General features: G+C 62.0%; 33 protein-coding genes. 13 read left to right on the top strand and 20 right to left on the bottom strand.

What is annotated here, in order from left to right:
• Window positions 1-43: 43 nt before the first annotated feature.
• The 20 genes from JN280_RS25665 to JN280_RS25570 form a co-directional block, all read right to left on the bottom strand.
• A complete protein-coding gene (locus JN280_RS25665; RefSeq protein WP_202306524.1) occupies window positions 44-253 on the bottom strand; it encodes a hypothetical protein in 210 nt (69 codons plus the stop codon).
• The gene (locus JN280_RS25660; protein ID WP_202306522.1) at window positions 253-684 is read right to left on the bottom strand and encodes a hypothetical protein; all 432 of its coding nucleotides are present in this window, start codon (window positions 682-684) and stop codon (window positions 253-255) included. The genes JN280_RS25665 and JN280_RS25660 overlap by 1 nt, the downstream gene beginning before the upstream one ends.
• 60 nt (window positions 685-744) lie before the next feature.
• On the bottom strand, window positions 745-1,029 hold the full coding sequence (locus JN280_RS25655) for a DUF7673 family protein (RefSeq protein ID WP_202306520.1): 285 nt from the start codon (window positions 1,027-1,029) through the stop codon (window positions 745-747).
• A 16-nt stretch (window positions 1,030-1,045) separates the two neighbouring features.
• Entirely contained in the window at window positions 1,046-1,573 is a 528-nt protein-coding gene (locus tag JN280_RS25650) for a hypothetical protein (protein WP_202306518.1), read from the bottom strand.
• A gap of 72 nt (window positions 1,574-1,645) precedes the next feature.
• Window positions 1,646-1,828 carry a hypothetical protein gene (locus tag JN280_RS25645; RefSeq protein WP_202306517.1) on the bottom strand — a complete coding sequence of 61 codons (183 nt, stop codon included), beginning with the start codon at window positions 1,826-1,828 and terminating at the stop codon, window positions 1,646-1,648.
• Window positions 1,825-2,646 carry a phage N-6-adenine-methyltransferase gene (locus JN280_RS25640; RefSeq protein WP_244742051.1) on the bottom strand — a complete coding sequence of 274 codons (822 nt, stop codon included), beginning with the start codon at window positions 2,644-2,646 and terminating at the stop codon, window positions 1,825-1,827. Before JN280_RS25640 ends, JN280_RS25645 begins: the two co-directional genes overlap by 4 nt.
• Window positions 2,647-2,960: 314 nt before the next feature.
• The gene (locus JN280_RS25635; protein WP_202306516.1) at window positions 2,961-3,395 is read right to left on the bottom strand and encodes a hypothetical protein; all 435 of its coding nucleotides are present in this window, start codon (window positions 3,393-3,395) and stop codon (window positions 2,961-2,963) included.
• The gene (locus tag JN280_RS25630; RefSeq protein ID WP_202306515.1) at window positions 3,383-4,249 is read right to left on the bottom strand and encodes a hypothetical protein; all 867 of its coding nucleotides are present in this window, start codon (window positions 4,247-4,249) and stop codon (window positions 3,383-3,385) included. Before JN280_RS25630 ends, JN280_RS25635 begins: the two co-directional genes overlap by 13 nt.
• Window positions 4,242-4,718 carry a hypothetical protein gene (locus JN280_RS25625; RefSeq protein WP_202306514.1) on the bottom strand — a complete coding sequence of 159 codons (477 nt, stop codon included), beginning with the start codon at window positions 4,716-4,718 and terminating at the stop codon, window positions 4,242-4,244. The genes JN280_RS25630 and JN280_RS25625 overlap by 8 nt, the downstream gene beginning before the upstream one ends.
• A 207-nt stretch (window positions 4,719-4,925) precedes the next feature.
• Window positions 4,926-6,368 (bottom strand): DNA polymerase III subunit beta, encoded by a 1,443-nt coding sequence (dnaN, locus tag JN280_RS25620; RefSeq protein WP_202306513.1) that lies wholly within the window; start codon window positions 6,366-6,368, stop codon window positions 4,926-4,928.
• 125 nt (window positions 6,369-6,493) lie between these two features.
• Window positions 6,494-6,739 carry a hypothetical protein gene (locus JN280_RS25615; protein WP_202306512.1) on the bottom strand — a complete coding sequence of 82 codons (246 nt, stop codon included), beginning with the start codon at window positions 6,737-6,739 and terminating at the stop codon, window positions 6,494-6,496.
• A 1-nt stretch (window position 6,740) separates the two neighbouring features.
• Window positions 6,741-7,004 carry a hypothetical protein gene (locus JN280_RS25610; RefSeq protein ID WP_202306511.1) on the bottom strand — a complete coding sequence of 88 codons (264 nt, stop codon included), beginning with the start codon at window positions 7,002-7,004 and terminating at the stop codon, window positions 6,741-6,743.
• A 48-nt stretch (window positions 7,005-7,052) separates the two neighbouring features.
• Window positions 7,053-7,577, bottom strand: a complete 525-nt coding sequence (locus JN280_RS25605; RefSeq protein ID WP_202306509.1) for a hypothetical protein — start codon at window positions 7,575-7,577, stop codon at window positions 7,053-7,055.
• Window positions 7,578-7,638: 61 nt separating this feature from the next.
• Complete coding sequence (locus JN280_RS25600; RefSeq protein ID WP_202306507.1) at window positions 7,639-7,860, bottom strand: hypothetical protein; 222 nt, start codon at window positions 7,858-7,860, stop codon at window positions 7,639-7,641.
• Between the two features lie 114 nt (window positions 7,861-7,974).
• Window positions 7,975-8,226, bottom strand: coding sequence for a hypothetical protein (locus JN280_RS25595; RefSeq protein WP_202306505.1), 252 nt, complete (start codon window positions 8,224-8,226; stop codon window positions 7,975-7,977).
• Window positions 8,227-8,667: 441 nt separating this feature from the next.
• Entirely contained in the window at window positions 8,668-9,963 is a 1,296-nt protein-coding gene (locus JN280_RS25590) for a vWA domain-containing protein (RefSeq protein WP_202306504.1), read from the bottom strand.
• 10 nt (window positions 9,964-9,973) lie between these two features.
• Entirely contained in the window at window positions 9,974-11,005 is a 1,032-nt protein-coding gene (locus JN280_RS25585) for an AAA family ATPase (protein WP_202306503.1), read from the bottom strand.
• A gap of 90 nt (window positions 11,006-11,095) precedes the next feature.
• A complete protein-coding gene (locus JN280_RS25580) occupies window positions 11,096-12,019 on the bottom strand; it encodes a DUF3150 domain-containing protein (protein WP_202306502.1) in 924 nt (307 codons plus the stop codon).
• Window positions 12,020-12,378: 359 nt separating this feature from the next.
• Window positions 12,379-12,549 (bottom strand): hypothetical protein, encoded by a 171-nt coding sequence (locus JN280_RS25575; protein WP_202306501.1) that lies wholly within the window; start codon window positions 12,547-12,549, stop codon window positions 12,379-12,381.
• Window positions 12,546-13,031, bottom strand: a complete 486-nt coding sequence (locus tag JN280_RS25570; protein WP_202306500.1) for a hypothetical protein — start codon at window positions 13,029-13,031, stop codon at window positions 12,546-12,548. Before JN280_RS25570 ends, JN280_RS25575 begins: the two co-directional genes overlap by 4 nt.
• Before the next feature lie 537 nt (window positions 13,032-13,568).
• On the opposite strand from JN280_RS25570, the gene JN280_RS40350 reads away from it, so the two are divergent.
• The 13 genes from JN280_RS40350 to JN280_RS25505 all read left to right on the top strand — a co-directional run bounded on the left by JN280_RS40350 (window position 13,569) and on the right by JN280_RS25505 (window position 21,728).
• The gene (locus tag JN280_RS40350; protein ID WP_202306499.1) at window positions 13,569-13,982 is read left to right on the top strand and encodes an HNH endonuclease signature motif containing protein; all 414 of its coding nucleotides are present in this window, start codon (window positions 13,569-13,571) and stop codon (window positions 13,980-13,982) included.
• Between the two features lie 408 nt (window positions 13,983-14,390).
• Window positions 14,391-14,564 carry a hypothetical protein gene (locus JN280_RS25560; protein WP_202306498.1) on the top strand — a complete coding sequence of 58 codons (174 nt, stop codon included), beginning with the start codon at window positions 14,391-14,393 and terminating at the stop codon, window positions 14,562-14,564.
• Window positions 14,561-15,289 carry a hypothetical protein gene (locus JN280_RS25555; protein WP_202306497.1) on the top strand — a complete coding sequence of 243 codons (729 nt, stop codon included), beginning with the start codon at window positions 14,561-14,563 and terminating at the stop codon, window positions 15,287-15,289. Before JN280_RS25560 ends, JN280_RS25555 begins: the two co-directional genes overlap by 4 nt.
• 35 nt (window positions 15,290-15,324) lie before the next feature.
• Window positions 15,325-17,337, top strand: coding sequence for a YfaP family protein (locus JN280_RS25550; RefSeq protein WP_202306495.1), 2,013 nt, complete (start codon window positions 15,325-15,327; stop codon window positions 17,335-17,337).
• A 12-nt stretch (window positions 17,338-17,349) separates the two neighbouring features.
• Complete coding sequence (locus JN280_RS25545) at window positions 17,350-17,754, top strand: hypothetical protein (protein ID WP_202306493.1); 405 nt, start codon at window positions 17,350-17,352, stop codon at window positions 17,752-17,754.
• Window positions 17,755-17,814: 60 nt separating this feature from the next.
• Window positions 17,815-19,275 (top strand): NADAR family protein, encoded by a 1,461-nt coding sequence (locus JN280_RS25540; protein WP_202306491.1) that lies wholly within the window; start codon window positions 17,815-17,817, stop codon window positions 19,273-19,275.
• The gene (locus tag JN280_RS25535; RefSeq protein ID WP_202306489.1) at window positions 19,272-19,559 is read left to right on the top strand and encodes a hypothetical protein; all 288 of its coding nucleotides are present in this window, start codon (window positions 19,272-19,274) and stop codon (window positions 19,557-19,559) included. The genes JN280_RS25540 and JN280_RS25535 overlap by 4 nt, the downstream gene beginning before the upstream one ends.
• 101 nt (window positions 19,560-19,660) lie before the next feature.
• Window positions 19,661-19,861, top strand: a complete 201-nt coding sequence (locus tag JN280_RS25530) for a hypothetical protein (protein WP_210387820.1) — start codon at window positions 19,661-19,663, stop codon at window positions 19,859-19,861.
• Window positions 19,861-20,136: a hypothetical protein gene (locus JN280_RS25525; RefSeq protein WP_202306487.1), complete on the top strand. Its 276-nt coding sequence runs from the start codon at window positions 19,861-19,863 to the stop codon at window positions 20,134-20,136. The genes JN280_RS25530 and JN280_RS25525 overlap by 1 nt, the downstream gene beginning before the upstream one ends.
• Before the next feature lie 2 nt (window positions 20,137-20,138).
• Window positions 20,139-20,588 carry a hypothetical protein gene (locus tag JN280_RS25520; RefSeq protein WP_202306486.1) on the top strand — a complete coding sequence of 150 codons (450 nt, stop codon included), beginning with the start codon at window positions 20,139-20,141 and terminating at the stop codon, window positions 20,586-20,588.
• On the top strand, window positions 20,585-20,869 hold the full coding sequence (locus JN280_RS25515; RefSeq protein WP_202306485.1) for a hypothetical protein: 285 nt from the start codon (window positions 20,585-20,587) through the stop codon (window positions 20,867-20,869). The genes JN280_RS25520 and JN280_RS25515 overlap by 4 nt, the downstream gene beginning before the upstream one ends.
• 53 nt (window positions 20,870-20,922) lie before the next feature.
• The gene (locus tag JN280_RS25510) at window positions 20,923-21,306 is read left to right on the top strand and encodes a hypothetical protein (protein WP_202306484.1); all 384 of its coding nucleotides are present in this window, start codon (window positions 20,923-20,925) and stop codon (window positions 21,304-21,306) included.
• A complete protein-coding gene (locus JN280_RS25505; protein ID WP_202306483.1) occupies window positions 21,306-21,728 on the top strand; it encodes a hypothetical protein in 423 nt (140 codons plus the stop codon). Before JN280_RS25510 ends, JN280_RS25505 begins: the two co-directional genes overlap by 1 nt.
• Window positions 21,729-21,732: the final 4 nt, after the last annotated feature.

The raw sequence follows: 21,732 nt of genomic DNA, 5'->3' as shown, positions 1-21,732 counted from the left end.
CGGCAGAGAAGGGGGAGCTTCGTGGCCAAAGCCGTGTCCTTTCTCAGTTGGCGAGGCGCCCGACAACGGGCAGGCGCAGCAGGGTTTCCAACCAGGATGAGGCGAGGTGTGCCGCCGCGACCAGATCGGGAGCGAAGACTGGCGGCTGCTCGCCGGCTTCGATGAGCAGTTCGGGTTCTTCCGCATAGGTGAGGATTTCGGCGACTTCCTCGAAGGTCAGTCGGCGGGCGATAGCGATGATGTTTGCCTTCATCACTTCGCTCCGGTGAGCAGTTCGTCTACCAGCCGGACGTGTGCCGCATAAGGGCAATCCGCCGGCGGTATCTCGCCGTTGCTCTCGTCATAGATGTGCGTGTGCATCGCTTCCTCGATGAGGTCGCGGCCGGCCTTGAGCGCATCGAGGATGGCGGGGTCTGTGTCCCGATATGCGCCGTTGAAGAGTCCGTCGTCCGGTTGGCGCTCTTGGCCGAGCTCGCCGGTGGCGACGAACGTCTGCAGGAGTGGAACCAGCGCTGCCGCCATGTCCTGTGTCAGGTGCATGCGGTTGTTGTCGATGCCGAGCCAGATGCAGTCCTCCGTGGCTATGCTGCTTTTCTGGATCGAGCATGGTGCTCCGTACCGGTCGATAAATTTGCCGACCGCAAATCCTCGGTTTGTCTCTTTCAAGGAGATGATGCTTGTCATGTGGGGAAACTCCTTTGTGGTTAGCCCAAGCGGGCGGCTGGGTGCGGCTCGAGTTTTGATTTATTCGAAGAGTTCAGGCCGCCATGACCGGACGATGGCTTCGAACTGTGTCTTGTAGCCAAGGCTGTCGGGATAGCTGTTGACGCGGGCGATCATCGGAAAGACGATTGCCATGTCGTCGGCGATGGCACGGTCGAGCGCCCAAAGACTGGTAAGGTCGAAGCCGCCGCAACTGCCAGCATTCCACCAGGCGAGCAGGAAGTCAGCTACTCGCCGGCTCTGTTCGGTGTCGCTGGCGGCGATTTTCAGCAGTCGTTCCAGGGCGGCTTGTTCGGTTTGGTTCATGGTCCTTCCCTCCGTTCTAACGGTGCGTAATCAGATCGAGCGCCAGCGCGACGGCTGCCTCGAATGACGGCCGCGCATCGTCAACGCCGCCATCGGTGGTGATCGAAACAATGTAGGTCTCGCCGTCGCTCGCCTCGGTTATGCCGCCGCGAATTGCTGAGCGCTCGCCCTTCGGATGGATCGTCCAGTGCGGCCGGCCGCTCGGCTGGAAGACTGATCGACGGAACGAGAAGTTGCCGCGAACGAAGTCCTTTCTCGGCGCCGGCCGCGGCCGCGGCTTGCTGCGCTCACCGCCCATCACCGTTTCCTGGGTCAGGTGCGCCGGGACATTGGCTGCACCGGTGAACGGATCGCCGCGTCCCTCGACCACGCCGTAGACGAAGGTCGGAACCGGATCGAACGATTGGAGATGCGTGGAGACCTCGCCCCGGTCGATCATCTTGATGACTTTCTCGCAGGCATCGGCGAAGTCTTTTGCCTTCACCGTGACGGTGGCGCGGTTGTCCTGGTCATAGAAGGCTGCACAGACGGTATAGGTCTTCATGCGAGAACTCCTTTTCAGGTTAGCCCATGGGGGCGGTGGGGGATTGTGCGGTATTATCCCGGCGGTGTCCTCCTAGCGGCCGACGGTGATCTTGGCCTTGTCATAAGGCTCCATGTTCGAGTGTTCGTTGTCGCGGCCGTTGCCGTAAAGCGTCATGCCCTGAAACTGATTCCAGACTGCGTAGCGCGCCTGCTTCGCGGTGACCGGAGTGTCGAAACGAACCTTGATCGTGACTTCGTGGACCTTGGACTTCAAAGCAGCCTCCCTTCGGCGACCTTCCAGACGCCATTGCCAACCGGCTCGAACGGGCCGCGCTGCAACGTCTGCCGGATTTTGGCGCGGTAGTCGGTGTTGCGCTGCGCCTTCGGGCTGTCGGCGAACGCCCGGTAAAGCGTTTCCAAGTGAACCGCCTCGTCGAACCGCGTCATGACCTTGAGCAGTTCGTCGACCCACGAGCCGACGTTGGCGAAGCCGAAGATCAGCGAGCGCAGCCGGAGCGGCACGAATGCGCCAGGCAGGCCGCAGGACGCCAGCACGTCGGCATCATCGGGCCCATAGGCGCAGAATACGGAAGGCGCGCCAGCATTGGCCGGTGCCCGCTCACCGCGCGACACCATAATCGCCGGCTGATCCTTGCCGCGCTTGAATTCGGTATCCTCATTCACATGGAAGTGCAGCCGGCCCTCCAGAAACAGCAGTGCGTCAGCGGCCTTCCAAACCGTTTTGTGGAAGATGGCTGTTTCAGTGCGGGCAAAGATCAGGGCGATTCCGCGGCCATGCTCCACCATGCGGCCCATGAATTTGCCGATCAGGTCCGTCTGATATGGCGGGTTGAGCCAGACGCGGCCGAACCACGGCTTCATGAGCCCGTCATCCTCGACTGTGTAGTGCTGACGCGCCATGTCCCACGGCCGGTTCACCGGCGCGCACGGGTCCAAATCGAACGATGCCGAGCCGCCCATTGCCGCTAGCACATCCGGCGGCGTGAGCCAGACGTCGGTCCCGCTCGATGCCGAATGATGTCCGCCAATTCCTTTTCCCATGTGTAAGAACTCCTTTTCAGGTTGCGGCAAGAGCCGAATTCAATTAGCTTTCGAGTCGTCGCGGCGGTCATCCGCCGTTGTGGATCGAAACAAGACCGTTGAAGTGATTTGCTTCAGCTTTGGAATTGTCGCCGCTTTGGCGGTGTTGGATAGGCGGCCTCATCTTCGGGTGGGGCCGCTTTCGCATTTAGGCTCCAGCTCGATACCAACGGGTTCCGTTCCCGCTGGTATCACGTGCATGAATGCCGACGATGCGGCCGGAGCGGCGCCGCCGTATTATGCAGCGATCGGCAGTCGTGCCGTACTCCTCCGCCCATGAGCGGGCAGCACGGATGGTGAGGTGTTCAGCGACAGGCCCGCGTGCCCACGAGTGTTGCGCCGGTATGTGTTCGGTTCAAAAGAGCGTCGATCTCGGCGATGAGCTTCCGTGCGGCATCCCGCTCGCCATGGTCGGACCAGCCGCAGCGATCCGCGAATTCATCGACCTGGGCGAGCAACCCTCGCAGGCAGTTTTCCAGGTCAGCGGCTTTCCACAGCGCGCCCTCGGAGCATTCGAGAACTGAGCCGCCGAACTGGCCATCATCCTCGCGATCATTGGCCATGTCTTCGGCTTCCTCGTCGCCGCCCATCTCGGCGATGTAGGACTCGCGCATTTCTTCCCGGACCTTGCGTTCTGCCTCCTCGAAACTGCCAGCGCGCACGGTCGAGCCGAATGTGCCTTGTTCGTCGTCCCCATCGCACCATGCGATCAACAGTGAATAGGTTTTCAGGTCAGCCATTTGGTGCGGCCCTCCGCCTCCGCAAGCCTTTCGGCTTCCTCGTAGGAAAAATCGGCTCGCACCAGTCGGGCGCAGTCGCGAACAACTTTGGCGTCTTCCATGCAAGGCGTGGTGTCGGCTTCATCATCCAGCGCTTGAGCGATTCGTTCCCGCTCGGCTTCGGCCATGGATTGCGCCTGGCGCTTCTGTTCGGAGCGACGCATGGTGTCGGCGACAATCGCGATGCAGGTCTCGGCAGACCATGGCAGCCGCTTATTGAGAGTTTCGGAGCGCTCCGCGACTGCGTTATAGGTCGCGCCAGTCTGGAGCGGCTGGACCGGTTCCCATCCGGCTTCGCCAAGGACGGCCACACCAAGAAGAAAATCGTTCATGCGCGGATGCGGGTGCATGCCGGCGATGAAGCACCAGACCTTTCCCGGTTTGGCGGCGTTGATAGCAGCGATCAGCGCGGCGTCGGGGTCGGGCGTGCCTTCCGCTCTGGCGATGGCGGCGTCCATCTGCTTGCGGAGGGCCACATAACGAAGGCCGTCGCCTAGCCGCAGGGGATAGCTATCGCAGAGAAAAGTCCGAGCATCAGTCAGCGCTGCCAACAATTCGGCATCCGGTTTCTGATCGTAGGGGCTCGGCAAAAAATACCCGTCGTATGACGCCAATTCCTCGCCGGTGTCGGCGTCCGATACGTCAATAATCGCCAAATCCTGGCCGCTGTCGGTTGTCGTTTCCGTGATGTCGATATGCTCGCCGACAAAGTCGGCCGTGAGCATGGGAAACGCCGCTTCGATGCTGTCCGCCTCGACCTCGACATTACCATAGCAACGGAGCGTGATGCCCATATGGAAGGTGAGCTTAGCCATTGGCGCGCGCCTCCTTCACTGCCGCCGCAGCAAATTCAGCACGAACGTCGGACAGGCCGGCATCGAGGTCGACCGCGTGATGGTCGCACCATTTGATCACGGAAATCAGAAGCATTCGGAGGAGTTGGCTGGGATCCATGTCATCACAGATTCCGCTCATATGTGCCGCTGGCGGTGCGACCGGTGCCTCGTCGCGCGGCTTTGCGATCCTGGCCACGTCGGCATCGATCGAATTCGAGCCGCTGTCGAGATAGAGCCCGAAGCCGTCGCGGTCGCCATAGTCGATCATGACCGCCGTGGCCACGGAAGGCGAGGAGCCGCTACCGATGAACGAGACGTGGTGCAGATCGGCCGGCCGGTTCTGGATTGCCGGCTTGCCGTCACGGCGGGTCGACCAGTTGATGCGATAGTGGACGCCGGCAGCGTTCAGCTTGCCGAGAAAATCGTTGATGCGTGGATTGCTGCGCATGTCTCCGAAACTCCTTTCCGGTTAGGCCACGGGGCCGGACAAGTTACGAGGGGCGGGCGGCCCTTCCATGGTGAGCTTTGTCCCCAATCGCTACGTCTCAACGGCATTCGCGGCCGCTAGAACTACAACAATGGGTAAGCCCGACCCTCGAAACCTGTCGGTCGACTCCCGATCGGTGGATCGACCGGGAGTCGGGAAAACGCGCGTTTACACGCGCATCGGCATGAGAACGCCGGTCCAGCCTTCCCGCGTGCCGCGGAAGACGGTCGGCGAGCCGGCATCAGAGAATTCGCCGATGATCTCGCCGCCGTCCGGCGCCGCATCACCCAGAAGCGATTTCAGATAGCCGGTGTTGAAGCCGATTTCGACCGAAACCGGTTCATCGCCCTGGCCCTTGAACCGGCAGGCAATCGTTGCGGTCGCGCTGCCAGAGTCGGGATTGTTTACCGACAGAACGCACTGGCCATCCTCCAATGTGAACTTGGCCGCGCGGCCGCGTTCATGGGAGATGAGCGAGACCGATTCGACCGCCTCCAGCATTTCGGCCGCGTCGAATGTGGCGACTTTGTCGTTGCCGGTCGGGATGACGCGCTGATAGTCGGGGAACGTGCCGTCGATCAGTTTGGAAACGATTTTCACGTTGTCGAACGCGAATTCGACATAGCGATCGCTCACCGCGACATCGATCGAGTCCGGGCATGCCTTGCCCTTGGTTAGCGCATAGACCAGCTCGATTGTGCCGCGCGGGATGATCGCGCCAGGCATGAAATCGCCGCCACCCCTGCCGCCCATGTCCGGCCCGGCGCCATCGGGTGCGGTCGTTTCCTGCATGTAGAGCCGGTGACCGTCCGTCGCGACCAGGCGAAGCACGTTGCGATTGCCGAGTTCCAGAACGTGCATGAAAATGCCGTTGAGGTAATAGCGCGTTTCTTCCGTCGAGACCGCGCAGCGCGTGCCGTCGACCATGCTCCAGAATTCCTTTCCGCTCATGGTGAAGCGGTGCGGGAATTCGCCGGCGGTGAGCATCGGGAAGTCAGCGACCGGCAGCGTGTTGAGCCGGTACTTCACGCGCTCAAACTCGACCGTGGCGGCGTCGATACTCGGGTGTGTGTTGAGCGCCACGAAATCGCCCTTGGCCGCTTTCTTGAGAAACGTTTCCAGCATGTGCGCCGGAACCGTGGTTGCGAAATGCGCGTCGATTGCCGCCGGCACGGTGACGCGGATTTCCTTGTCAAGATCGGTTGCGGTGATCGCGATGGACTCGCCATTGGCGGCGAGCATGGCATTGGACAGGATCGGTACGGTGCTGCGGCGCTCGACCACGCGCTTGACGATATCGAAGGCCTTGGTGAGCGCCGCGCGGTCGACCATGGCGGAAGCCGGCAATTCGACCGGCTTTGCATCGGGCGCCGAATCCTCGGGAGCGGTATCGCCGGGCTCCTCGGAATTCTCGGCAGCGTCCAGCGGCCCGCCGTCCAGCGGATTGCCCCTGTCATCGGTGGCGATCACTTCGCCGTCAATGACGATGGAAGTGTCGACCGGTTCGGGCGCCGGATCGGCGCGGCGGATCGGCGGGAAGGCGACGACGTTTGCCGTCAGTGCGATTGCCGATGCGGTCGAATAGTGCGAATTGTGGGAAAATGCGTTCAACGTGATCTCCTCTTTGGGTTAGGGCAAGTGCCCGATTGAAAGCATTTCTTTCATACGCTTGTTCGCGGCGCCGGTCAACGATCATTTGAGAGCCGGCGCCGAAATTCTGATTGGAATTCAGCAGCTCACGCGGAAACCGCTTTCCGGTTGTCATAGATCGGAACATCGTCGGGGCGCCAATCGCCCGGTGACCAGATGCGGCCATTGTAAGAAACTCTGCCAATAAGCCTGTCTCCCTCGAAGACCTGGCCCTCAGGCCAGCGCGAGGCGCCAAGGCCGGACGCGTCGCGCCGCTCGGAATAGATGCGCGAGGCGTCCGCGAGCGTCGCGACCGGGATTCGAGATTTGCGGATGACGAGGGTATAGGCCATGTCAGCGGCCCTCCGCCTTGGCTTTGTCGGCACCGGCTCCCATGGCAACCGCCTTGCGATTTTCTGCCTCGGCGAAATACTGGCGAACCTCATAAACGGCCGCATCGAAATCGATGCCATGAGCATCCGACCATTCCAGAAGCGAGACCAGCAGATGAAGCAGCCGCGTTTCGCGGTTCCCATCATCCTCAAGGCGCATCTGGGCCAAGTTGATGTTAATGGCCGCTTCAGCGGCGGCGATATCTTGCGAGGGTCGATCAGCCATTGGTAAACTCCTTTTCAGTTAGGGCGTGCGCCCGAATCGGCAGCAGGTTTAGAGAAACGTCGGCTCGACGTCGCCGCAGAGGATGACGTGGATCACATAGATTTCAGCGCCCTCTGCCGCATCCTCTTCCATTTCCCGGCGGAATTCAGCCTCGGCTTCCGCCCGCGTGGCGACGTGATATGAATGCGCGGAGTCTTCGTCATCGAAGGCAACGCGACCGGTCACGATGAACCATTGCAGGGGTAGCCACAAATCGGGCCAGTTTTCACGGTGCTGCGCCTTTGCGTCGGCGCGCCAGTCGGATTCGGCCTTGGCCCAAAGCTCGCCGCTGGCAGTGTAGCAATCGACGTCAAGCACATCGATATGCTCGCCCGGCTTCGTCTCTTCCTTGCCGGCCTTGCGGCCGTTATTCCAGAACGCGAGGTGTTCCGCGAAGTCGACGCGGGCAATCGAGGCATAGCCTTCATGTTCGCCGCTGGTCGCTTCGTCCGATGGCTCATGATCGAACGTCACTCCATCGGCATGCCTGGCTTTGAACGTGCCGCCGTTGCCGCGAATGATGCTGTAGGTCATGCTGGAAAACTCCTTTCAGGTTAGGGCGAGTTGCCCGGTTCAAAACGAAGGCGGATGCGGCTTATGCGCCGGGCAGATCGCCAACTGTCGCGCGCGTCACGTCGCGCCAGACACGGCCGGACATGGGCGAGATGAATACGTGATCCTGCGAACGGCCTTCCGCGACGCGGCATTTCCGGTCGCGGTATCGCTCGAAATAGGCCAGCGCGGCGGCGCGCGGCGTGCTTTCGGTCGGTCCGCTTCCACCCTTGCCGGAAGCCATGAAAACGGTTGCTTGCGTCATTTCTGAAAACTCCTTTTCAGGTTAGGGCGATTGCCCGTTAGGTGCGATTAAGCGTGTGCAAGATCCTTTTGCGCGACCGCGCCATAGCGCGATTGCGCCTGATAGGGCCGGCCTTCAGGCCGCAAGCGCGACCGCGCCAGGATCGCGCCGGGTCCAGCCGTTGCCCTTCTCCCAAAAGCCGCCGACAACGGGCGCGGGCGCCGCAAACATAGGGTCGCGGTCCAGTTCTGCCGGGTCGCCGTAGCGTTCCGGGCGTGCCTTCATGAAAGCCATAACGGCGCCATGCTCGCGCGCCAGCCATGCGTTGAAAGCGTCAATGGTCGCGGGCGCGACCTCGCCGCGATTGGCGCCGACGCTGCGGCGCAAGATGCCGATCGACGTTTCGCATTCCCGGACAACGTCGGGACCATTGCAGATTGACCGCTCATAGTCGGGGCGAACGTGCGCCGGAGGCGAGCGGTATAGGTTCCGGTTTCATCGGTCACGCGATAGTCGATTTCGCCCATGTATGAGCATGTCCAGGCGAATTCGAACTTGCGGCCGGCATGGTCGACAAAGCGCGGGTCATTGCGGAAGAATTCCATTGTGAAAACTCCTTTCCAGTTGTTGCGAGGCGAGGCGGGCGCCATGGGCGCCGCCGGCCGGTTTGCGGGTCACATGCGCCAGCGCTCGCCACGCCGGGCGCCAGCGGGCGCCAGCGCTCGCCGCGATGGGCGCCAGCGGTCGCGCCCCGCTCGCGTGGCGAGGCGCCAAAGGGTTAGGCGAGGGCGGCGCCCGGTTTTGTTCGCCGGGCGCCAGTGACGGGCGCTATTCGAGGCGCCCGATATAAACCGCCTCGCCGAACGGGCATTTCGCGGCGAGCGAGTCAAACCGCCTCGAGTCGCCATGCACGGCGAACAAAACCGGGCAAGCCGGCTCTATCCATGCGGCTTGGTCCGAAACCTCCAAGTCGGTTAGATAGATGACGGCCGTTGCGTCGGCGAAATCGTCGGCGATGCGCTGGAATGTGTCGGCAAATCGCGTGCCGCCGCCGCCAGCTGGCACAAGCTTGATTTCGTCGCCGGCTTCAAACTCTTGCAAGCTCTTCACCTTGGTATCGGCATAGATGACGGTGAGTCGGCGAATTCGCCCGTCGCCGTGCGCCGCCTCGATTTCCGCCGCTGCATTGGCGAGCATGTGGTTATCGATGCTTCCGCTTGTGTCGACTGCAAAAACAACGTGCTCCAAACCGTCAACGGTTTGCGAGGGCAAATAGATGCCTTGCCCTATGGTGCGGCGGTTCGGGCGCGACCACGTGATATCGGTCACAACGCGGGAATCGATGAAGCGCGCCAGCTCGGCCCGCACGTCAAGTTGAGGCGCCTTTGCCGCCTCGACCATGCGCGCCAGCTCGCCGGGCAATGTGCCGGCATGGGCGCGGCGAGCAACCGCCGCCGCCTCGACAACGCGCACGCGCCAAGCTTCAGCTTGCGCTTCCGCCGCCGCCTCGCCGGCGTCGCCGGGCCGCACAATGCCGCCTTTGCCGTTGACGGCGCGGGAACCGGCCGCCGCCTCGCCTTGCCCGTTGCCGGGCTTGCCAGCGCCCGCCGGCTGATTGCCCGGCATAGGAGCGCCCGGCGCGCCCGCGCCAGCTTGCGGCGCGCCTTGCCCGGCTTGCGGCTTGCCGCTGCGCTCTTGCTCTTTCCGGCGCTCTTGCTGGCGGGCGAAATAGATTTCTTCAAAGCCCATGCCATCGTAACGCGGATCAATCATCGCGTCCGGCACGGTGAAGCCTTGCCGGATTAGCGGCGCGTCAATGGCCAGATCGGCCGCTATGTTCGCCTCGCCCATGTCCCATGTCTCGCCTATGCGCGCATGGTGCAAAAGCGAGACATGCGAGATTTCATGCGCCCATAAGCCGACCAGTGCGGCGTCTGACAGGCTCATGACATAGTCGGGATTGTAAGCGAAATTCGTGCCGTCGGTTTGCGCGGTCTCGATATCGAGGCGCTCAACCGGTTCAAGATACATGGCGAGCGCGCCATAGAATTCGTTTCCGTCTTGAATGAGCGCACGGCGGGCGCGCATGACGCGCCCTAGTGCTTCCGGGTTGGTGAAAACCATTGCCTCGCCCTCAAAGGTCAACGTTCTGGTTGGCAACGCGCCAGTTGATAACGGGCTGACACTCTTTCAGCGCCGGGTTGCGGCGCGTGGCGTCCTTCATCGCCATTATGCGGAATTCGACCGGCAAGCGGTCCAGATAGGTGATGCAGTTCCCCACATTGCCGAAATCCATAACGCGAGCGATTGCAGACGCGACCGCATAGACCGCGCCCGCGCGCGTCGGAACGTCCGAACCTGTCGGATCGGCGATAAGCGAGGCAATCGGCGGCAATTCGCGGAACACTCGAAAGAATGCCTCGAATTCGTCGCCCGCGCCCGTGCCGACCGTGCCGCGCACAAGCGGACCGCGTATAGCGTCGGACAAGTCGAGATAGTCCGCGACGGTCGACCATGCGCGACTCGAGGGTGAACCATGCTCGCCCTGGATCGCCTCGCCGTGCACAAGGTTCGGCCGGTAGCGCAAGAAAGCCGGCAGGACGGCGGGCGCGCCGCTGGCCATATAGTAGCGGGCGAGGGTTTCCGCGTCCGGCTTCATGTAAATGTGTGTGAAGCGGTTCGCGAGGGCCGACGATATCTTGTTTGTGCCGACGCGGTCGGTTGAACCGTTGCCGGCCGCAATGATGCGAACCGATTTCGGTAGCTGCAGCTCGCCCGCCTTGCGGTCCAGAACAATCTGGAGGGCGGCATTCAAGACGGCGGCGGCGGCGCGGTCCATTTCGTCAAAGAAGATATAGACTTTCTCGCCCTCGACACGTGGCCAGATCGCGGGCGGCAACCATTCCGTGACCTTGGCGACCAGATCGGGAAACGGCACGCCAAGCATATCTTCCGCGCCGCGCATGGAAAGGCGCATATCGATGAGGCGGGCGCCATGGGCGAGGGCGATTTGCGAGACGATTTGAGATTTGCCGATGCCTGGCTTCCCCCAAAGCCACACGGGCTTATCCCGCTCTATGCATGCCTCGACAAGGCGCCGCGCCAGTTCGGCGGTAACGGCGAGCGCGTCCTGATTGGCGGCGGCAACGTTAACGGTAGCGTTCATTTCAGGTCCTCAAGGGTTAGGGCGTGCGCCCGGCTTGGCATGATTGCCAGTGAACGGGCGCGGCGAGGCGCGGCGCCCGTCTGCAAGCAATCAGGCGAGATAGTCCGAAACCGTCGCGTTGATTTCCGCCGCCGCGTCGGCGATCTCGCGCCGCAAGGTCGAATCCTCGCGCAAGGCTTCCGCGTCATGCTCGGTCAGCTTTTCCATGCGCGCCGCGATTGCCATCAAAGCCGGGTCGCCGGTCACGTTCAGCGAGGGCAAGAGCGCGGCCAGCTCGCGCACGTTCTCGACAAGCGAGTCCCTGAAAATGCCCTCGCTCTTGTCGCCTTTCTTTTCGGCCGGCTTGAAGGCGGCAAGCTTGCTCGCCATGGCGCCGACTGTATCGGCGATACGCTGGTAAACGTCCTTCATGGCATCGCGCATTGCCTCGCCAAGTTCGGCCGCGATCTCGGCTTGAATGCGCTCGCGCTCGCCCGCCGTCATGTCGACGCGGAAATCCGAGTCTTGCGGCATTGGCCATATCTGCCGCTTGAACTTGAACCGGCCGGCGATCTCGCTTGCGTCGGGATAGTCGGCGGGATTGAACATGCCGTTTAGGCGCGCCTTTGCGTCGGCGACGAATGATGGATATTCGGCGACAAACCGCGCGACCGCGTCGGCGAAATCCGATTCAAGCTTGCGCATGGCTTTCGTGAATTCGTCATATCCCGCCGCCGACAGAATCCGGTTGCCGTTGTCCGCCCATGGCAAGGTACGGGAATAGAGCTCGCGCCGCGCCCGGCCGGCGATCTCCTGAATCTCGGAGAGGGCATGCTTGGACAAGAGCGCTTTGTTGTAGCGGCCCGCGTCCGCGTCGGCATTGTGCGCCCGGTTGGTTTCGTCTGTCACCTTCTGGTCGACCTTGCGCGCCGCCCACATGGAAATTTTGATGCCGGCGAGCATCGCCTTTGCGGCGAGATGGTTCGGGGAGGCGGCGCCGGCCGGCGATACGTTCGGGAATGCATGCGCGTTCATGTTTGACTCCTGAGGGTTAGGGCAAGCGCCCGGTTGAATTCGGCGAGGCGCGCCGCGCATGGCGCGCCCGGCCTGCTCACATGGTCGCCAGAAATGCCAGCTTAGCGGCGAGGCGTGCGCGCCGCTGGTCGCGGCGAACGCGGCCGGCTTTCGTGTCCGCGAATTGCTCGCGCCGCTGGTTTTGATGCTTTCCCATGGTCGACTCCTCTTAGGTTAGGGCTTGTGCCCGGTTGCGGCATGATTGCCAGATATCGGGCGCGCCCGGCGCCCGATACGCAAGAAATCACTCCTCCACTATGCAACGGATTTCCCGCCAGTCTGCCGGGATGTCAGCGCGTTCCCATGCCGCCGCGCAATCGTCACCAACGCCCGCAACATAGGTCTCCGCCGGAATAGGTCTCGACCAGGATCACATAGGCCGGCGCCGCCGGCCGTGCGATCTCAGGAGCTGCAGCAATCGCCGCAATGCCGATCATGGCCACGCTTGCCGAGATGGCGGAAAGGCGGATGAATTCCAAAATCGTTTTCATGCGCCGCGCCTCGCCGCAAGAGAAGCACGGAGAGAAGCACGGGCGCCCGCCTCGCGATGGTTGCGGATAGCGGCGTTCAGGTCACGACGCGCGGCACCTTCCGTATCGAGATAGGCGAGGCGTTGCCGCGCCTCTTGCATCATTGACGCATGGTCCAGGTCGTACCGATCACAGTACGCCTTGAATTCGGCCGCACTGGAAACGCGGTTGCCGTCTGCCAGCTGGTCATAGGCGGAAAACAGTTTGTGCGTTGCGTCTGCCAGATCGCCCGCCGGCTTCCGCACCAGCTCGAAAGCCTTGTGCATTTCGGCATTGCAGGCGGTGCGCCAATCATGCAGTGCCCGCAAGAGGCTTCCGGCCTCGCCTTTGCCTTCCGGCAGATAGCGAGCATTGGCCAGACGCGGAAAGCGTTCTGCTACTTCATGCGACCATGCCGCATCTGCAATCGCGGCGTTCGCAATGGCGGTTTGAAGGTAGGACATTCTCGACTCCTCAAGGGTTAGGGCATGCGCCCGGCGGGAACCGCACCAGCGGCCCGACACACACAATAAACAATGTGGCGTTGAAAGCAAGTCTTACACGCCGCGCCGCGCATGAAAAAACGTTTCCATGCGTGGTTGCCACGCATGCCAGTTGCCTTGCGGTTTGTGCTTCACCTAGCTGGTCGGCGCCGTGCCGAGCTGGCCATGGTCGCGCCCATGCCGTTCCGCGTCGGCGCCTTCTCTCATCTGCAAATCACTTTGCCCGTTGCCGCGCCGCGCCGTGTGGCCATGCGCTGCAGGCTTGCCGCCGGGCGCTATGCCGCCGCCGCGCCCCGCGCCACCCACCGCCAGGTCGTCGACGCCCTCGAGGGGTATGGGGGGTCGGCTTAAAAAGTCCGGGCCCAGGCAGGCAGACCGCGCGGGCAGTCAAATTCCCGCGGCTCGGGCAAAACAAGATTTGTGCGAGGATCTCGAACTCCTTGCAACCTGAGGCCATATGGTCGATCAGGAAAACGTTGGAATTCCGGGAGTTTCTGGATGAAGCGAAAGCTGCCGCCGAGGTTCTCTCCGGCCGTGCTTGCGCCGAGCGCCGCGCCGGTCAAGAAGGCGATCAAGCAGGAACGTCCTCGCGGATCTGCGCATCAACGCGGCTACGATCACGCCTGGAACAAGCTGTCGATCGCCTTCAGGAAGCGGCACCCGTTCTGTCTCTGGTGCGCGCAACAGGGGAGGGATTCCCTGACAGCGCTCGTCGACCACATGATCCCAGTCGTCGACCGGCCGGATCTTCGGCTCAACTGGAAAAACCTTCTCCCGCTATGTGAGCCGTGCCACGGAAGGAAATTTCCGATGGAGGTCTATGCGCGTGAAAACGGCCTCTTGGATGATCTTCCGACCTGGTGCCTGGAGCCGAAATCGCGGCCTCGGCAGTTCCGACCCATCATCGAATAACGTCCAAATTGAAAGTGTTTCTGACGCGGACGGTGCCGCTTGGCGCTGATCTCGTCTCCCGGTCCGAATTTTTCGGATTGAAAGCATTTCTTTCATATGATAATGGTGCACAAAATCGATGGCGAGTATCCCGATTTCGGTGCACTGCATGACCTTCGCTGAACTCGAGAGCTGGCGCCGCGAGATGGATTTCACTGCGGCGCAGGCTCAGGAGGCTCTCGGGATCTCGAGGCGTGTCTGGGATCGCTATCGCGCAACGAAGGAAGTGCCGCACGCTATCTCATTGGCGTGCAAGAGTATTTATCATCGACTGGGCCCATGGTCCGGGCCGACGGATAGTTCGCCGGCGCCGCGGAAGCGGCGGCATATGTCTGACGCCAGCCTGGCCAATCTGAAGAGGGGACGAGAATGATGCCATCTGCACCGATCCACCGCCGGCCCGCGAACGATAACGCATCGATGAAAGAGAATCTGACGGATATGCTGGCCGAACTCGCTGCGCGGCGGCTGGAGGCGTCGTCGGCGGATGTGCGCGCGGCCGTGCTGCGGCAGCTTGAGATGCAGATGGGAGAGGCGGTATGACCTACCCTAGTCGGGTTGAGAGCCAAGTTGCGCCGATTGACCCGCGAAGCGTGCCCGATCCCGTCAACGGCAAGCCCATCAATGCCGATGCGAAAAACACGCTCCTGCTGCTCGCTTGCGGGTCTGCCAAGATCGAAACCGATGTGTCTGTTCCGCTCTACAATCTGTACAGCGGGCCGATCTGGCAGGATCTGCGCGCCAACGGCCGGGATATCCCGCTGCGGAACATCTTCGTGCTTTCCGGCAAGCATGGCTTTGCCAGCGTGATGACCTACGCGCGCCCCTATGAGGAGAAGATCTCGGCACAGAAGGTGGATGCGCTGATCGAGCGCGGCATCTTTGCAAACGCACCTTCTCCCGTGCGCGGCGGCATGCCTGGCCCCAACGTCTATGGCAACGTGTACCGGCCTGAGACGTTCAGCGGCAAGGCCGTGAGCGGGCCATATAGCCAGGTGATCATCTACGGTTCGGGCGAGTATCGCCGCGCCTTCAATGCGATCACGGCTCAACTCATTCAGGCCGGCGTCATTGCGCCGACGGCCCCGATCGTCGCCACCCATGGCAGCATCCTGCAGCAGCGCAAGCAGTTCAATGAGTTTCTGCGTGCGGCTCAAGGCGCAGGAGCCGCGCTGGATGTCACCGTAGAGCAAGTCCGCACCGACGTCGGGTGGTCGCTCGACCAGTCGCAGAAATCCGCCCCTGCTTTCCAAATGAGTCTTTTCTGACGAGGCCAATGCAGCAGTCTGAACGGAACAAAGGAGTGACAGAAATCACGATGAGCGACTTCCATCTCTTCGCAAAGGCAGTTGAAGCCCGCTTCTGGGCGATGGCCGCGGATGAACTCTATGTCGTTGACGCCAGCAACTTGTTCGACACCTACTTGGCCTCCTTCCCGGCCGGCACCAACCCGTTGTTCCGAGTCCGCACCGAGCATGATTGCTCCTGCTGCAAGAACTTCGTCCGCAACGTCGGTCATGTTGTCTCTCTGTATGGCGGAAAGGTCTCGACGGTCTGGGACATCCAGGGCCTGCCGCATCCCTATGATGTCGTCGCCGCGGCGCTCGACGAGCATGTCAAGGCCTTGCCGATCCGCACGATCTTCCGCACCAAGGAAGGCAAGTTCGGCGCTCCCTACACTCTCGAAATGCGTGATGGCGCGACTGGTCCGCATCGATGGGATCATTTCCGATGCGAGATCGTCGGCCGTCACCGCTCGAACGCGCCGGCGCAGGTGCTCGGAGAGCTCGCGACCAATGTCGGCGTCTTCCGTCGTGGATTTGAGGAGCTCACCACCGACGCGATCGAGACGGTTCTCGACCTGATCAACGACAATGCCCTCTACCGCGGCGCCGAGTTCAAGCGAGCGGTCACGGAGTTCCGCACTTTGCACCAGAAATACCCCCACGGCGGCTCCCAGGCTGAGAAGGATGTCTTTGTCTGGAGCAACGTCGCCAACGGTGCCGTGCTGAATTTCCGCAACACTGTGATCGGCACGCTGGTCGTCGACCTGTCGGCCGGCGAGGAGACGGATCGTGCGGTGCGCTCGTTCGAGCAGAAAGTCGCGCCGATGAACTACAAGCGGCCGACGGCGCTGATCACGCCGAAGATGATCGACGCCGCGCTTGGCAAGCTCAAGGATCTCGGGCTCGAGTCAGCAGTCGAGCGGCGCTTCGCCAAGCTCTCCGACGTGTCGGTTAACAACGTGCTGTTCGTGGACAATTCGGTGCGCGGCAACATGAAGGACGGCCTGGCCGGGCTCCTCATGGCCGAAGTGAAGCCGGCGGCGGTCGATATCAAGCACGCCGAGGAGATCACGATGGATGAATTCCTGGCGCGCGTCTTGCCGCAGGCGTCCTCGATCGACCTACTGCTCAAGAACAAGCACCTGTCCAACTTCATGAGCTTGACTGCGCCGGTCCATGCCGATGCCGGTCAGCTGTTCAAGTGGGACAACGGCTTCGCCTGGTCCTATGACGGCGATGCGGCCGACTCCATCAAGCAGCGCGTGAAGCGCGCCGGCGGCAATGTGGAAGCGGATCTGCGCGTCTCGCTCGCCTGGACGAACTACGACGACCTGGATCTCCATATCGTCGAGCCCAGCGGCAACCACATCTACTACGGCAACAGGTCCGGCAAGCTCGACGTGGACATGAATGCCGGCGGCGGCTCTTCCCGCGAGCCGGTCGAGAACATCGTCTGGAGCGGGCGCCTGGCTAACGGCCGCTACAAGGTCGCGGTCAACAACTTCTGCAAGCGCGAGACCATCGATGTCGGCTTCACCCTCGAGGTCGAATATGGCGGCGCGGTGCAGCAGTTCAGCTACGCCAAGGCGGTTGGCAGCCGCGAGATGATCGAGTCCCTCGTGCTCACCGTCGCCAATGGCGAGTTGGTGAAGGTCGAGGTCGGCAAGGGCCTCGTCAGCGGCTCGGTCTCGCAGGAGAAGTGGGGCGTCACGACCGAGACGCTGGTCAAGGTCAACACGCTGATGGCCTCGCCCAATCACTGGGACGGCCAGGAGGTCGGCAACAAGCACTGGTTCTTCATCCTGGCCGATTGCCTCAACCCCGCTCCGGCGCGCGGCATCTACAACGAGTTCCTGAAGGGCTCGCTGGATCCGCACCGGAAGGTGTTCGAGGTGCTCGGCGCTAAGTCCAAGTGCCCTGTCGCTGCCGAGCAATTGTCCGGCGTCGGCTTCTCTTCCACCCGCCATGACCAGGCGACGTTCGTGGTCAAGGGCGATCGCATCAACAAAGCGTTCAACATCCGTTTCTGAAGGAGAGCAAACATGAACATTTTCGAATTGGCGTCGCGCAAGAAGTTCCGATTCCAGTCTGGCAAGGGGGAACTGACCAGTGAGCAGCTCTGGGATCTTCCCCTTACTGGCGGATCTGCGAACCTCGACACGATCGCGCGTGCCGTCAACACCGAGCTCAAGGGTGTGACCGAGGAGAGCTTCGTCGTCGTGAAGCCCGACCCGCGCAAGCCCGAGCTCGAGGCAAAGCTGGAGATCGTCAAGCACATCATCGCCGTGAAGGTGAAGGCGGCCGAGGATGCGAAGTCGGCGTCCGAGCGGGCCGATAAGCGCCGCAAGCTGGTCGAGGCGCTCGCCTCGAAGGAAGACCAGGCGCTCGCGAACATGTCGAAGGAGGACATCCTCAAGCAGCTGGCGGAACTCGACGGCAACGGCTGAGCGGTCGCGCTGTACGTGGAATAGGGCGGTTGACGATCGCGGCTGATCAAGGAGGGCTCGATGGGTATCACAAACGAAGTCGCCGATTTCGTTCGGCGGCAGGTCGCGCAGATCCGCCGCAATTTCACCGAGCAGTCGACCAATCGCACAGAGGCCGAGGCGCTGCTCAAGCGGATGGAAGCCGCGATCGCGCAGCACGAAAAGGACGAGCGCAAGGCGTTCGAGGCTTGGGCGCTCGATCAGTGGCGTAACTCGTACCCGCCGGACAACGCGTGGAGGGGCTGGCAGGCGCGAGCTGTCGCCGAGGCGGCCCGTAAAGCTGTCGCGGCCAAAGAGGCGGCCGCCGGCGGACAGCGCTGGTATCTCGGCAGCATGAACGACGGACTGTTCATCATCGATCGGCCGGCGACGCCGGCAGGAACGGATGTCGGGCCTTGGGATAACCCCAATGGACCGCAACTGGCTCTGAACGTCGCCGCGCTGACACCACAGCAAGCGCAAGCGATCATCGACTTGCACAATGCATCACTGAATTCCCCCGATCCGCACCTTTCAGCTGCTGCCGACGGCCAGCAGGGCATACCAATCTCCGAAGCTGCGGGCGCAAAAAGCGATGGGCAGCTACCCATCGTCGATCGGGGCGGCCATGAGCCGGGAAGACAGGACCGCCATTCGGAGAGTGCCGTCAATTCTATCTCATGGGAGCGTCGAGAGCGCGATCTCCTTGAGGCGAACAACCGCTATCTCAACCGGGCGCGCCTGGCAGAAGCCGGATACGCGAAGCACGAGACGCGCGGCAGCCATTACCGGATGATCGCCTACGGCAAGCTCCAGTCCGCGGCGCCCATATCTGAGGGGTGCGAGTTGGTGGCCTACCAGGGTGAGGGCGGAAGCTTCTCGTTCCGGCCGGTGACTGAATTCAGCGATGGCCGGTTCTCCCCGGCGATCGATCGCCAAACCGAGCCGGAATGCCACAAGCTCGACACGCCGACCCAGGTCTTCTTCTACGAGCAGGATTTCTACGTCCTGTCGAACTTCTCTTCATTCCAGGTGATTTTGGATGGCATTGTCTTTGACACGTCCGAAGCAGCCTATCATTTTGAGAAGTTCCCTGGCTCTCCCGGCCTCCAGCAGAAAATCCAGTTAGCTCCCTCGGCCCACGAAGCGTTCAAGCTGGCTGAACGCAATAAGCACCTCCGTCGTCCCGATTGGGATGACGTCAAGGTCGACATCATGCGCGACATCCTCCGCGCGAAGGTCGACCAGCATGAATATGTGCGTCGCAAGCTGCTGGCGACCGGCGATCGTGAACTGATCGAGGATTCCTGGCGCGACGACTTTTGGGGCTGGGGGCCGAACCGCGACGGCAAGAACATGCTCGGCCGGCTCTGGATGGAGATCCGCGCAGAGCTTCGCGCCGCCGCCAAGGGCGATCCGTGCCCGCAGTGCCCACCCGGTGCGGTCTGCAAGACGCCGACATGCGGGCGCCTCTCCATCGCCCTCTCGGAGTCCTCCTCATGAACAAGGCGACGCCTGTCGCGGTGGAGAAGTTCGCCGATTGCGGCCCGGGCAAATTGTGGTTCGTCCATCACCCTGACGGGTTCCTCATCGAACTAGCAATCGAGTCCCGCGCGATCCAGATCGCCGACGAGATCAACGCCGGACGCGCCGCCAACTCGATCGACGCTGAGCGCGAGGTCATAGCCAACAGGGCCCGCGAGATCGCCGGCCACTACCCCGAAGCATCAGACGGCCGGAATACCTTCGTTCTGTTCGCAGAGTGGGTCGAAGGCAGGAGCAAGTAGCCATGTGCAGAACGCTCGACCAGGCGAAGCTCTTCGGCAAGGCAAAGCTCGGAACCGGGCCCACGCCGCAGCCGACCGACCGTGAGCGGAAGCTCCGGTTCATGCATTCCTTCGGTCGCAGAGCCTTGGAAATAGCGATCAGCGAGGCAGTCTTCCGGATCGGCGCCGACAACTTCCTCACTGACGAGCAGCTCGACGAGATCGTCTCCGAGGAGGTCAAGGACGCCCGCGCGGCCAACCATCGGAATATCCGAAATCGCCGGATACTCCGACTTGTCAAAAACAGCGGCGGGGTGGCTTGATGAGAAAGCTCAAAGACGGCGGCCCGGCGTTCCCAGGCACATTGTATGGGCAGAACGGCAGCGTCTCCCGTGCCGGCATGTCGCTCCGCGACTGGCTCGCCGCCACCATACCCGGGTTCGCCGACGATGCGTCGCCCGAGGTGGGAGAGGCGATGGTTGGGCGGCCGTTGCCGTCAGACTACGTCGAAGCCCTGGTGTGGTGGGCGGAGGCTGACGCCAAGCTTCGATACATCAAAGCGGACGCCATGCTCGCCGAACGCGAGAAGGGCGGTTAGTGATGATCACTCGCACCTGCTACGGCTGCATCCATCAGGCCGAACCATGCGTGGCCCGCGACGCCTTCAAGGCGCATCTGATCGGATTGCGGATCACTTCCGTCAAGTGGAAGTGTCTGCAACGGAAGACGAAGTTCAATGTCGGCGATCCGGTTTGGGTGGAAACATACGAATCCTATGACCGAGATGCCGAGCGGGCCGAGTTCCCCGGCACCGTTGCCCGCGTCATGGGCGGCAAGGCGCTGGTCTACATTCGCCCAGAAGCGCGGTCCAGATGCGAAGACTATAACTTCGAAGCCAGCGGAAATGGCTTCTGTAAGATACCATTCGCTCGTCTGGAGGACCGCGACGCACCGCGCGAGGATATCTGCCGCTACTGCTGTCTTCCGGCGTCATTCGGGCACGTTGAGGGGTATTCCTGCGCTATTGCGAAAGGCGGTGGCGCACGATGAATGACCAAGCCCGCCAGCTTGAAGTCGGCAGAATCTCCCAAGCCGAACTCCACAACCGCCTCGTCGGCGAGATCGTCGCCAGGATCGTCAAGCCGGTCATCGGCGAGGGCGGCGCCTATACGGACGTCATGGTGCTGACCGAGTCCGTCCTCGTCGGGGTCGCTCTAGCCTGCATCAAGCTCGGCGGTGATGAGAAGGTGCTAGACGTCATGGTCGACGCTGCCAAGAAGCGCCTCGCCGAAATCCGGCTCAAGGACGTCCAGACGAAGGGAGAGACGTGATGCGTGTCAAAGTCGGAGACCATTGGTTCGAATGCAAGCCGGGCCAGCCGATCATGGTGGAGCTCACCGATGGCGATAAGCGGAACATCGCCAATATGCATCCGGAGGCGACGCGCTACGCTGTCTTCGAAGATGACGACGGTTGGTCTAACGAGCAGAAATTTGCATGGATGGACGAGGGCCGTGACGGTTCGATGCGCCCCATATCCGATCCCACTGCCAAACTCGCCGAAGCCTTAGCCACTGCCGAGAAAGTCTTCCCGAACCACTACTGGATGCTCGGCAAGGGCAAGACGCGGCCTGACGAGCCGCTCTTCGGCTTCGCTCTCTTCGACAAGCGCGACGCCGAAGAGCCGATCGCCTGCGGCGAGCACGACGATCCTGTTGAAGCTGTGAAGCGTGCGGTCGCAGACATCAAGACGAAGGGGAGGGCGTGATGCTGATCCGCACAATCGGCAGCGGAGACTCATCGACCAAGGAAGCATTTCTGTCGGCGTTGGGCATGCGTAACGAATTCGGTCGGGCGCCCTGGCCGCTTCCCAACATGAAGCCTTCCTCCGAGAGGGAATTTTGGGGCTGGCGGGCATCTCAATCTTTCAAGGCCGAAGCATGGGCTGATAGCCTGAGAGTCGACGGTGAGCCCGCTACCCTACTGATCTTCTATCTTGATAACTCGCTGTTCAAAGCAGGCGGTTTCGCAGTCACGGTGATCTATCGCGGCACCGTCGCCGATGAAGCACGGTACTTCTCTTGGCGAGCATGTGATCATGACTACAAGATCACTTCATCGAGAAACTGCTGGCGGGAATACACCTGCACCAAGTGCGGCGCCTCCTATGATGTCGATAGCAGTGGGTGAGCTC

This window comes from Mesorhizobium sp. L-8-10 (assembly GCF_016756635.1).
Classification (GTDB): Bacteria; Pseudomonadota; Alphaproteobacteria; order Rhizobiales; family Rhizobiaceae.
The sequence above is the reverse complement of the archived record's forward strand: the minus strand, read 5'-3'. Positions and strand labels throughout refer to the sequence as shown.

Bases quoted from the DNA above. Each gene is read 5' to 3' on its own strand.
- JN280_RS25665 (WP_202306524.1), bottom strand. From the start codon at position 253: ATGAAGGCAAACATCATCGCTATCGCCCGCCGACTGACCTTCGAGGAA.
- JN280_RS25660 (WP_202306522.1), bottom strand. From the start codon at position 684: ATGACAAGCATCATCTCCTTGAAAGAGACAAACCGAGGATTTGCGGTC.
- JN280_RS25655 (WP_202306520.1), bottom strand. From the start codon at position 1,029: ATGAACCAAACCGAACAAGCCGCCCTGGAACGACTGCTGAAAATCGCC.
- JN280_RS25650 (WP_202306518.1), bottom strand. From the start codon at position 1,573: ATGAAGACCTATACCGTCTGTGCAGCCTTCTATGACCAGGACAACCGC.
- JN280_RS25635 (WP_202306516.1), bottom strand. From the start codon at position 3,395: ATGGCTGACCTGAAAACCTATTCACTGTTGATCGCATGGTGCGATGGG.
- JN280_RS25630 (WP_202306515.1), bottom strand. From the start codon at position 4,249: ATGGCTAAGCTCACCTTCCATATGGGCATCACGCTCCGTTGCTATGGT.
- JN280_RS25625 (WP_202306514.1), bottom strand. From the start codon at position 4,718: ATGCGCAGCAATCCACGCATCAACGATTTTCTCGGCAAGCTGAACGCT.
- JN280_RS25615 (WP_202306512.1), bottom strand. From the start codon at position 6,739: ATGGCCTATACCCTCGTCATCCGCAAATCTCGAATCCCGGTCGCGACG.
- JN280_RS25610 (WP_202306511.1), bottom strand. From the start codon at position 7,004: ATGGCTGATCGACCCTCGCAAGATATCGCCGCCGCTGAAGCGGCCATT.
- JN280_RS25605 (WP_202306509.1), bottom strand. From the start codon at position 7,577: ATGACCTACAGCATCATTCGCGGCAACGGCGGCACGTTCAAAGCCAGG.
- JN280_RS25600 (WP_202306507.1), bottom strand. From the start codon at position 7,860: ATGACGCAAGCAACCGTTTTCATGGCTTCCGGCAAGGGTGGAAGCGGA.
- JN280_RS25590 (WP_202306504.1), bottom strand. From the start codon at position 9,963: ATGGTTTTCACCAACCCGGAAGCACTAGGGCGCGTCATGCGCGCCCGC.
- JN280_RS25585 (WP_202306503.1), bottom strand. From the start codon at position 11,005: ATGAACGCTACCGTTAACGTTGCCGCCGCCAATCAGGACGCGCTCGCC.
- JN280_RS25580 (WP_202306502.1), bottom strand. From the start codon at position 12,019: ATGAACGCGCATGCATTCCCGAACGTATCGCCGGCCGGCGCCGCCTCC.
- JN280_RS25575 (WP_202306501.1), bottom strand. From the start codon at position 12,549: ATGAAAACGATTTTGGAATTCATCCGCCTTTCCGCCATCTCGGCAAGC.
- JN280_RS25570 (WP_202306500.1), bottom strand. From the start codon at position 13,031: ATGTCCTACCTTCAAACCGCCATTGCGAACGCCGCGATTGCAGATGCG.
- JN280_RS40350 (WP_202306499.1), top strand. From the start codon at position 13,569: ATGAAGCGAAAGCTGCCGCCGAGGTTCTCTCCGGCCGTGCTTGCGCCG.
- JN280_RS25560 (WP_202306498.1), top strand. From the start codon at position 14,391: ATGATGCCATCTGCACCGATCCACCGCCGGCCCGCGAACGATAACGCA.
- JN280_RS25555 (WP_202306497.1), top strand. From the start codon at position 14,561: ATGACCTACCCTAGTCGGGTTGAGAGCCAAGTTGCGCCGATTGACCCG.
- JN280_RS25545 (WP_202306493.1), top strand. From the start codon at position 17,350: ATGAACATTTTCGAATTGGCGTCGCGCAAGAAGTTCCGATTCCAGTCT.
- JN280_RS25540 (WP_202306491.1), top strand. From the start codon at position 17,815: ATGGGTATCACAAACGAAGTCGCCGATTTCGTTCGGCGGCAGGTCGCG.
- JN280_RS25535 (WP_202306489.1), top strand. From the start codon at position 19,272: ATGAACAAGGCGACGCCTGTCGCGGTGGAGAAGTTCGCCGATTGCGGC.
- JN280_RS25530 (WP_210387820.1), top strand. From the start codon at position 19,661: ATGCATTCCTTCGGTCGCAGAGCCTTGGAAATAGCGATCAGCGAGGCA.
- JN280_RS25525 (WP_202306487.1), top strand. From the start codon at position 19,861: ATGAGAAAGCTCAAAGACGGCGGCCCGGCGTTCCCAGGCACATTGTAT.
- JN280_RS25520 (WP_202306486.1), top strand. From the start codon at position 20,139: ATGATCACTCGCACCTGCTACGGCTGCATCCATCAGGCCGAACCATGC.
- JN280_RS25515 (WP_202306485.1), top strand. From the start codon at position 20,585: ATGAATGACCAAGCCCGCCAGCTTGAAGTCGGCAGAATCTCCCAAGCC.
- JN280_RS25510 (WP_202306484.1), top strand. From the start codon at position 20,923: ATGGTGGAGCTCACCGATGGCGATAAGCGGAACATCGCCAATATGCAT.
- JN280_RS25505 (WP_202306483.1), top strand. From the start codon at position 21,306: ATGCTGATCCGCACAATCGGCAGCGGAGACTCATCGACCAAGGAAGCA.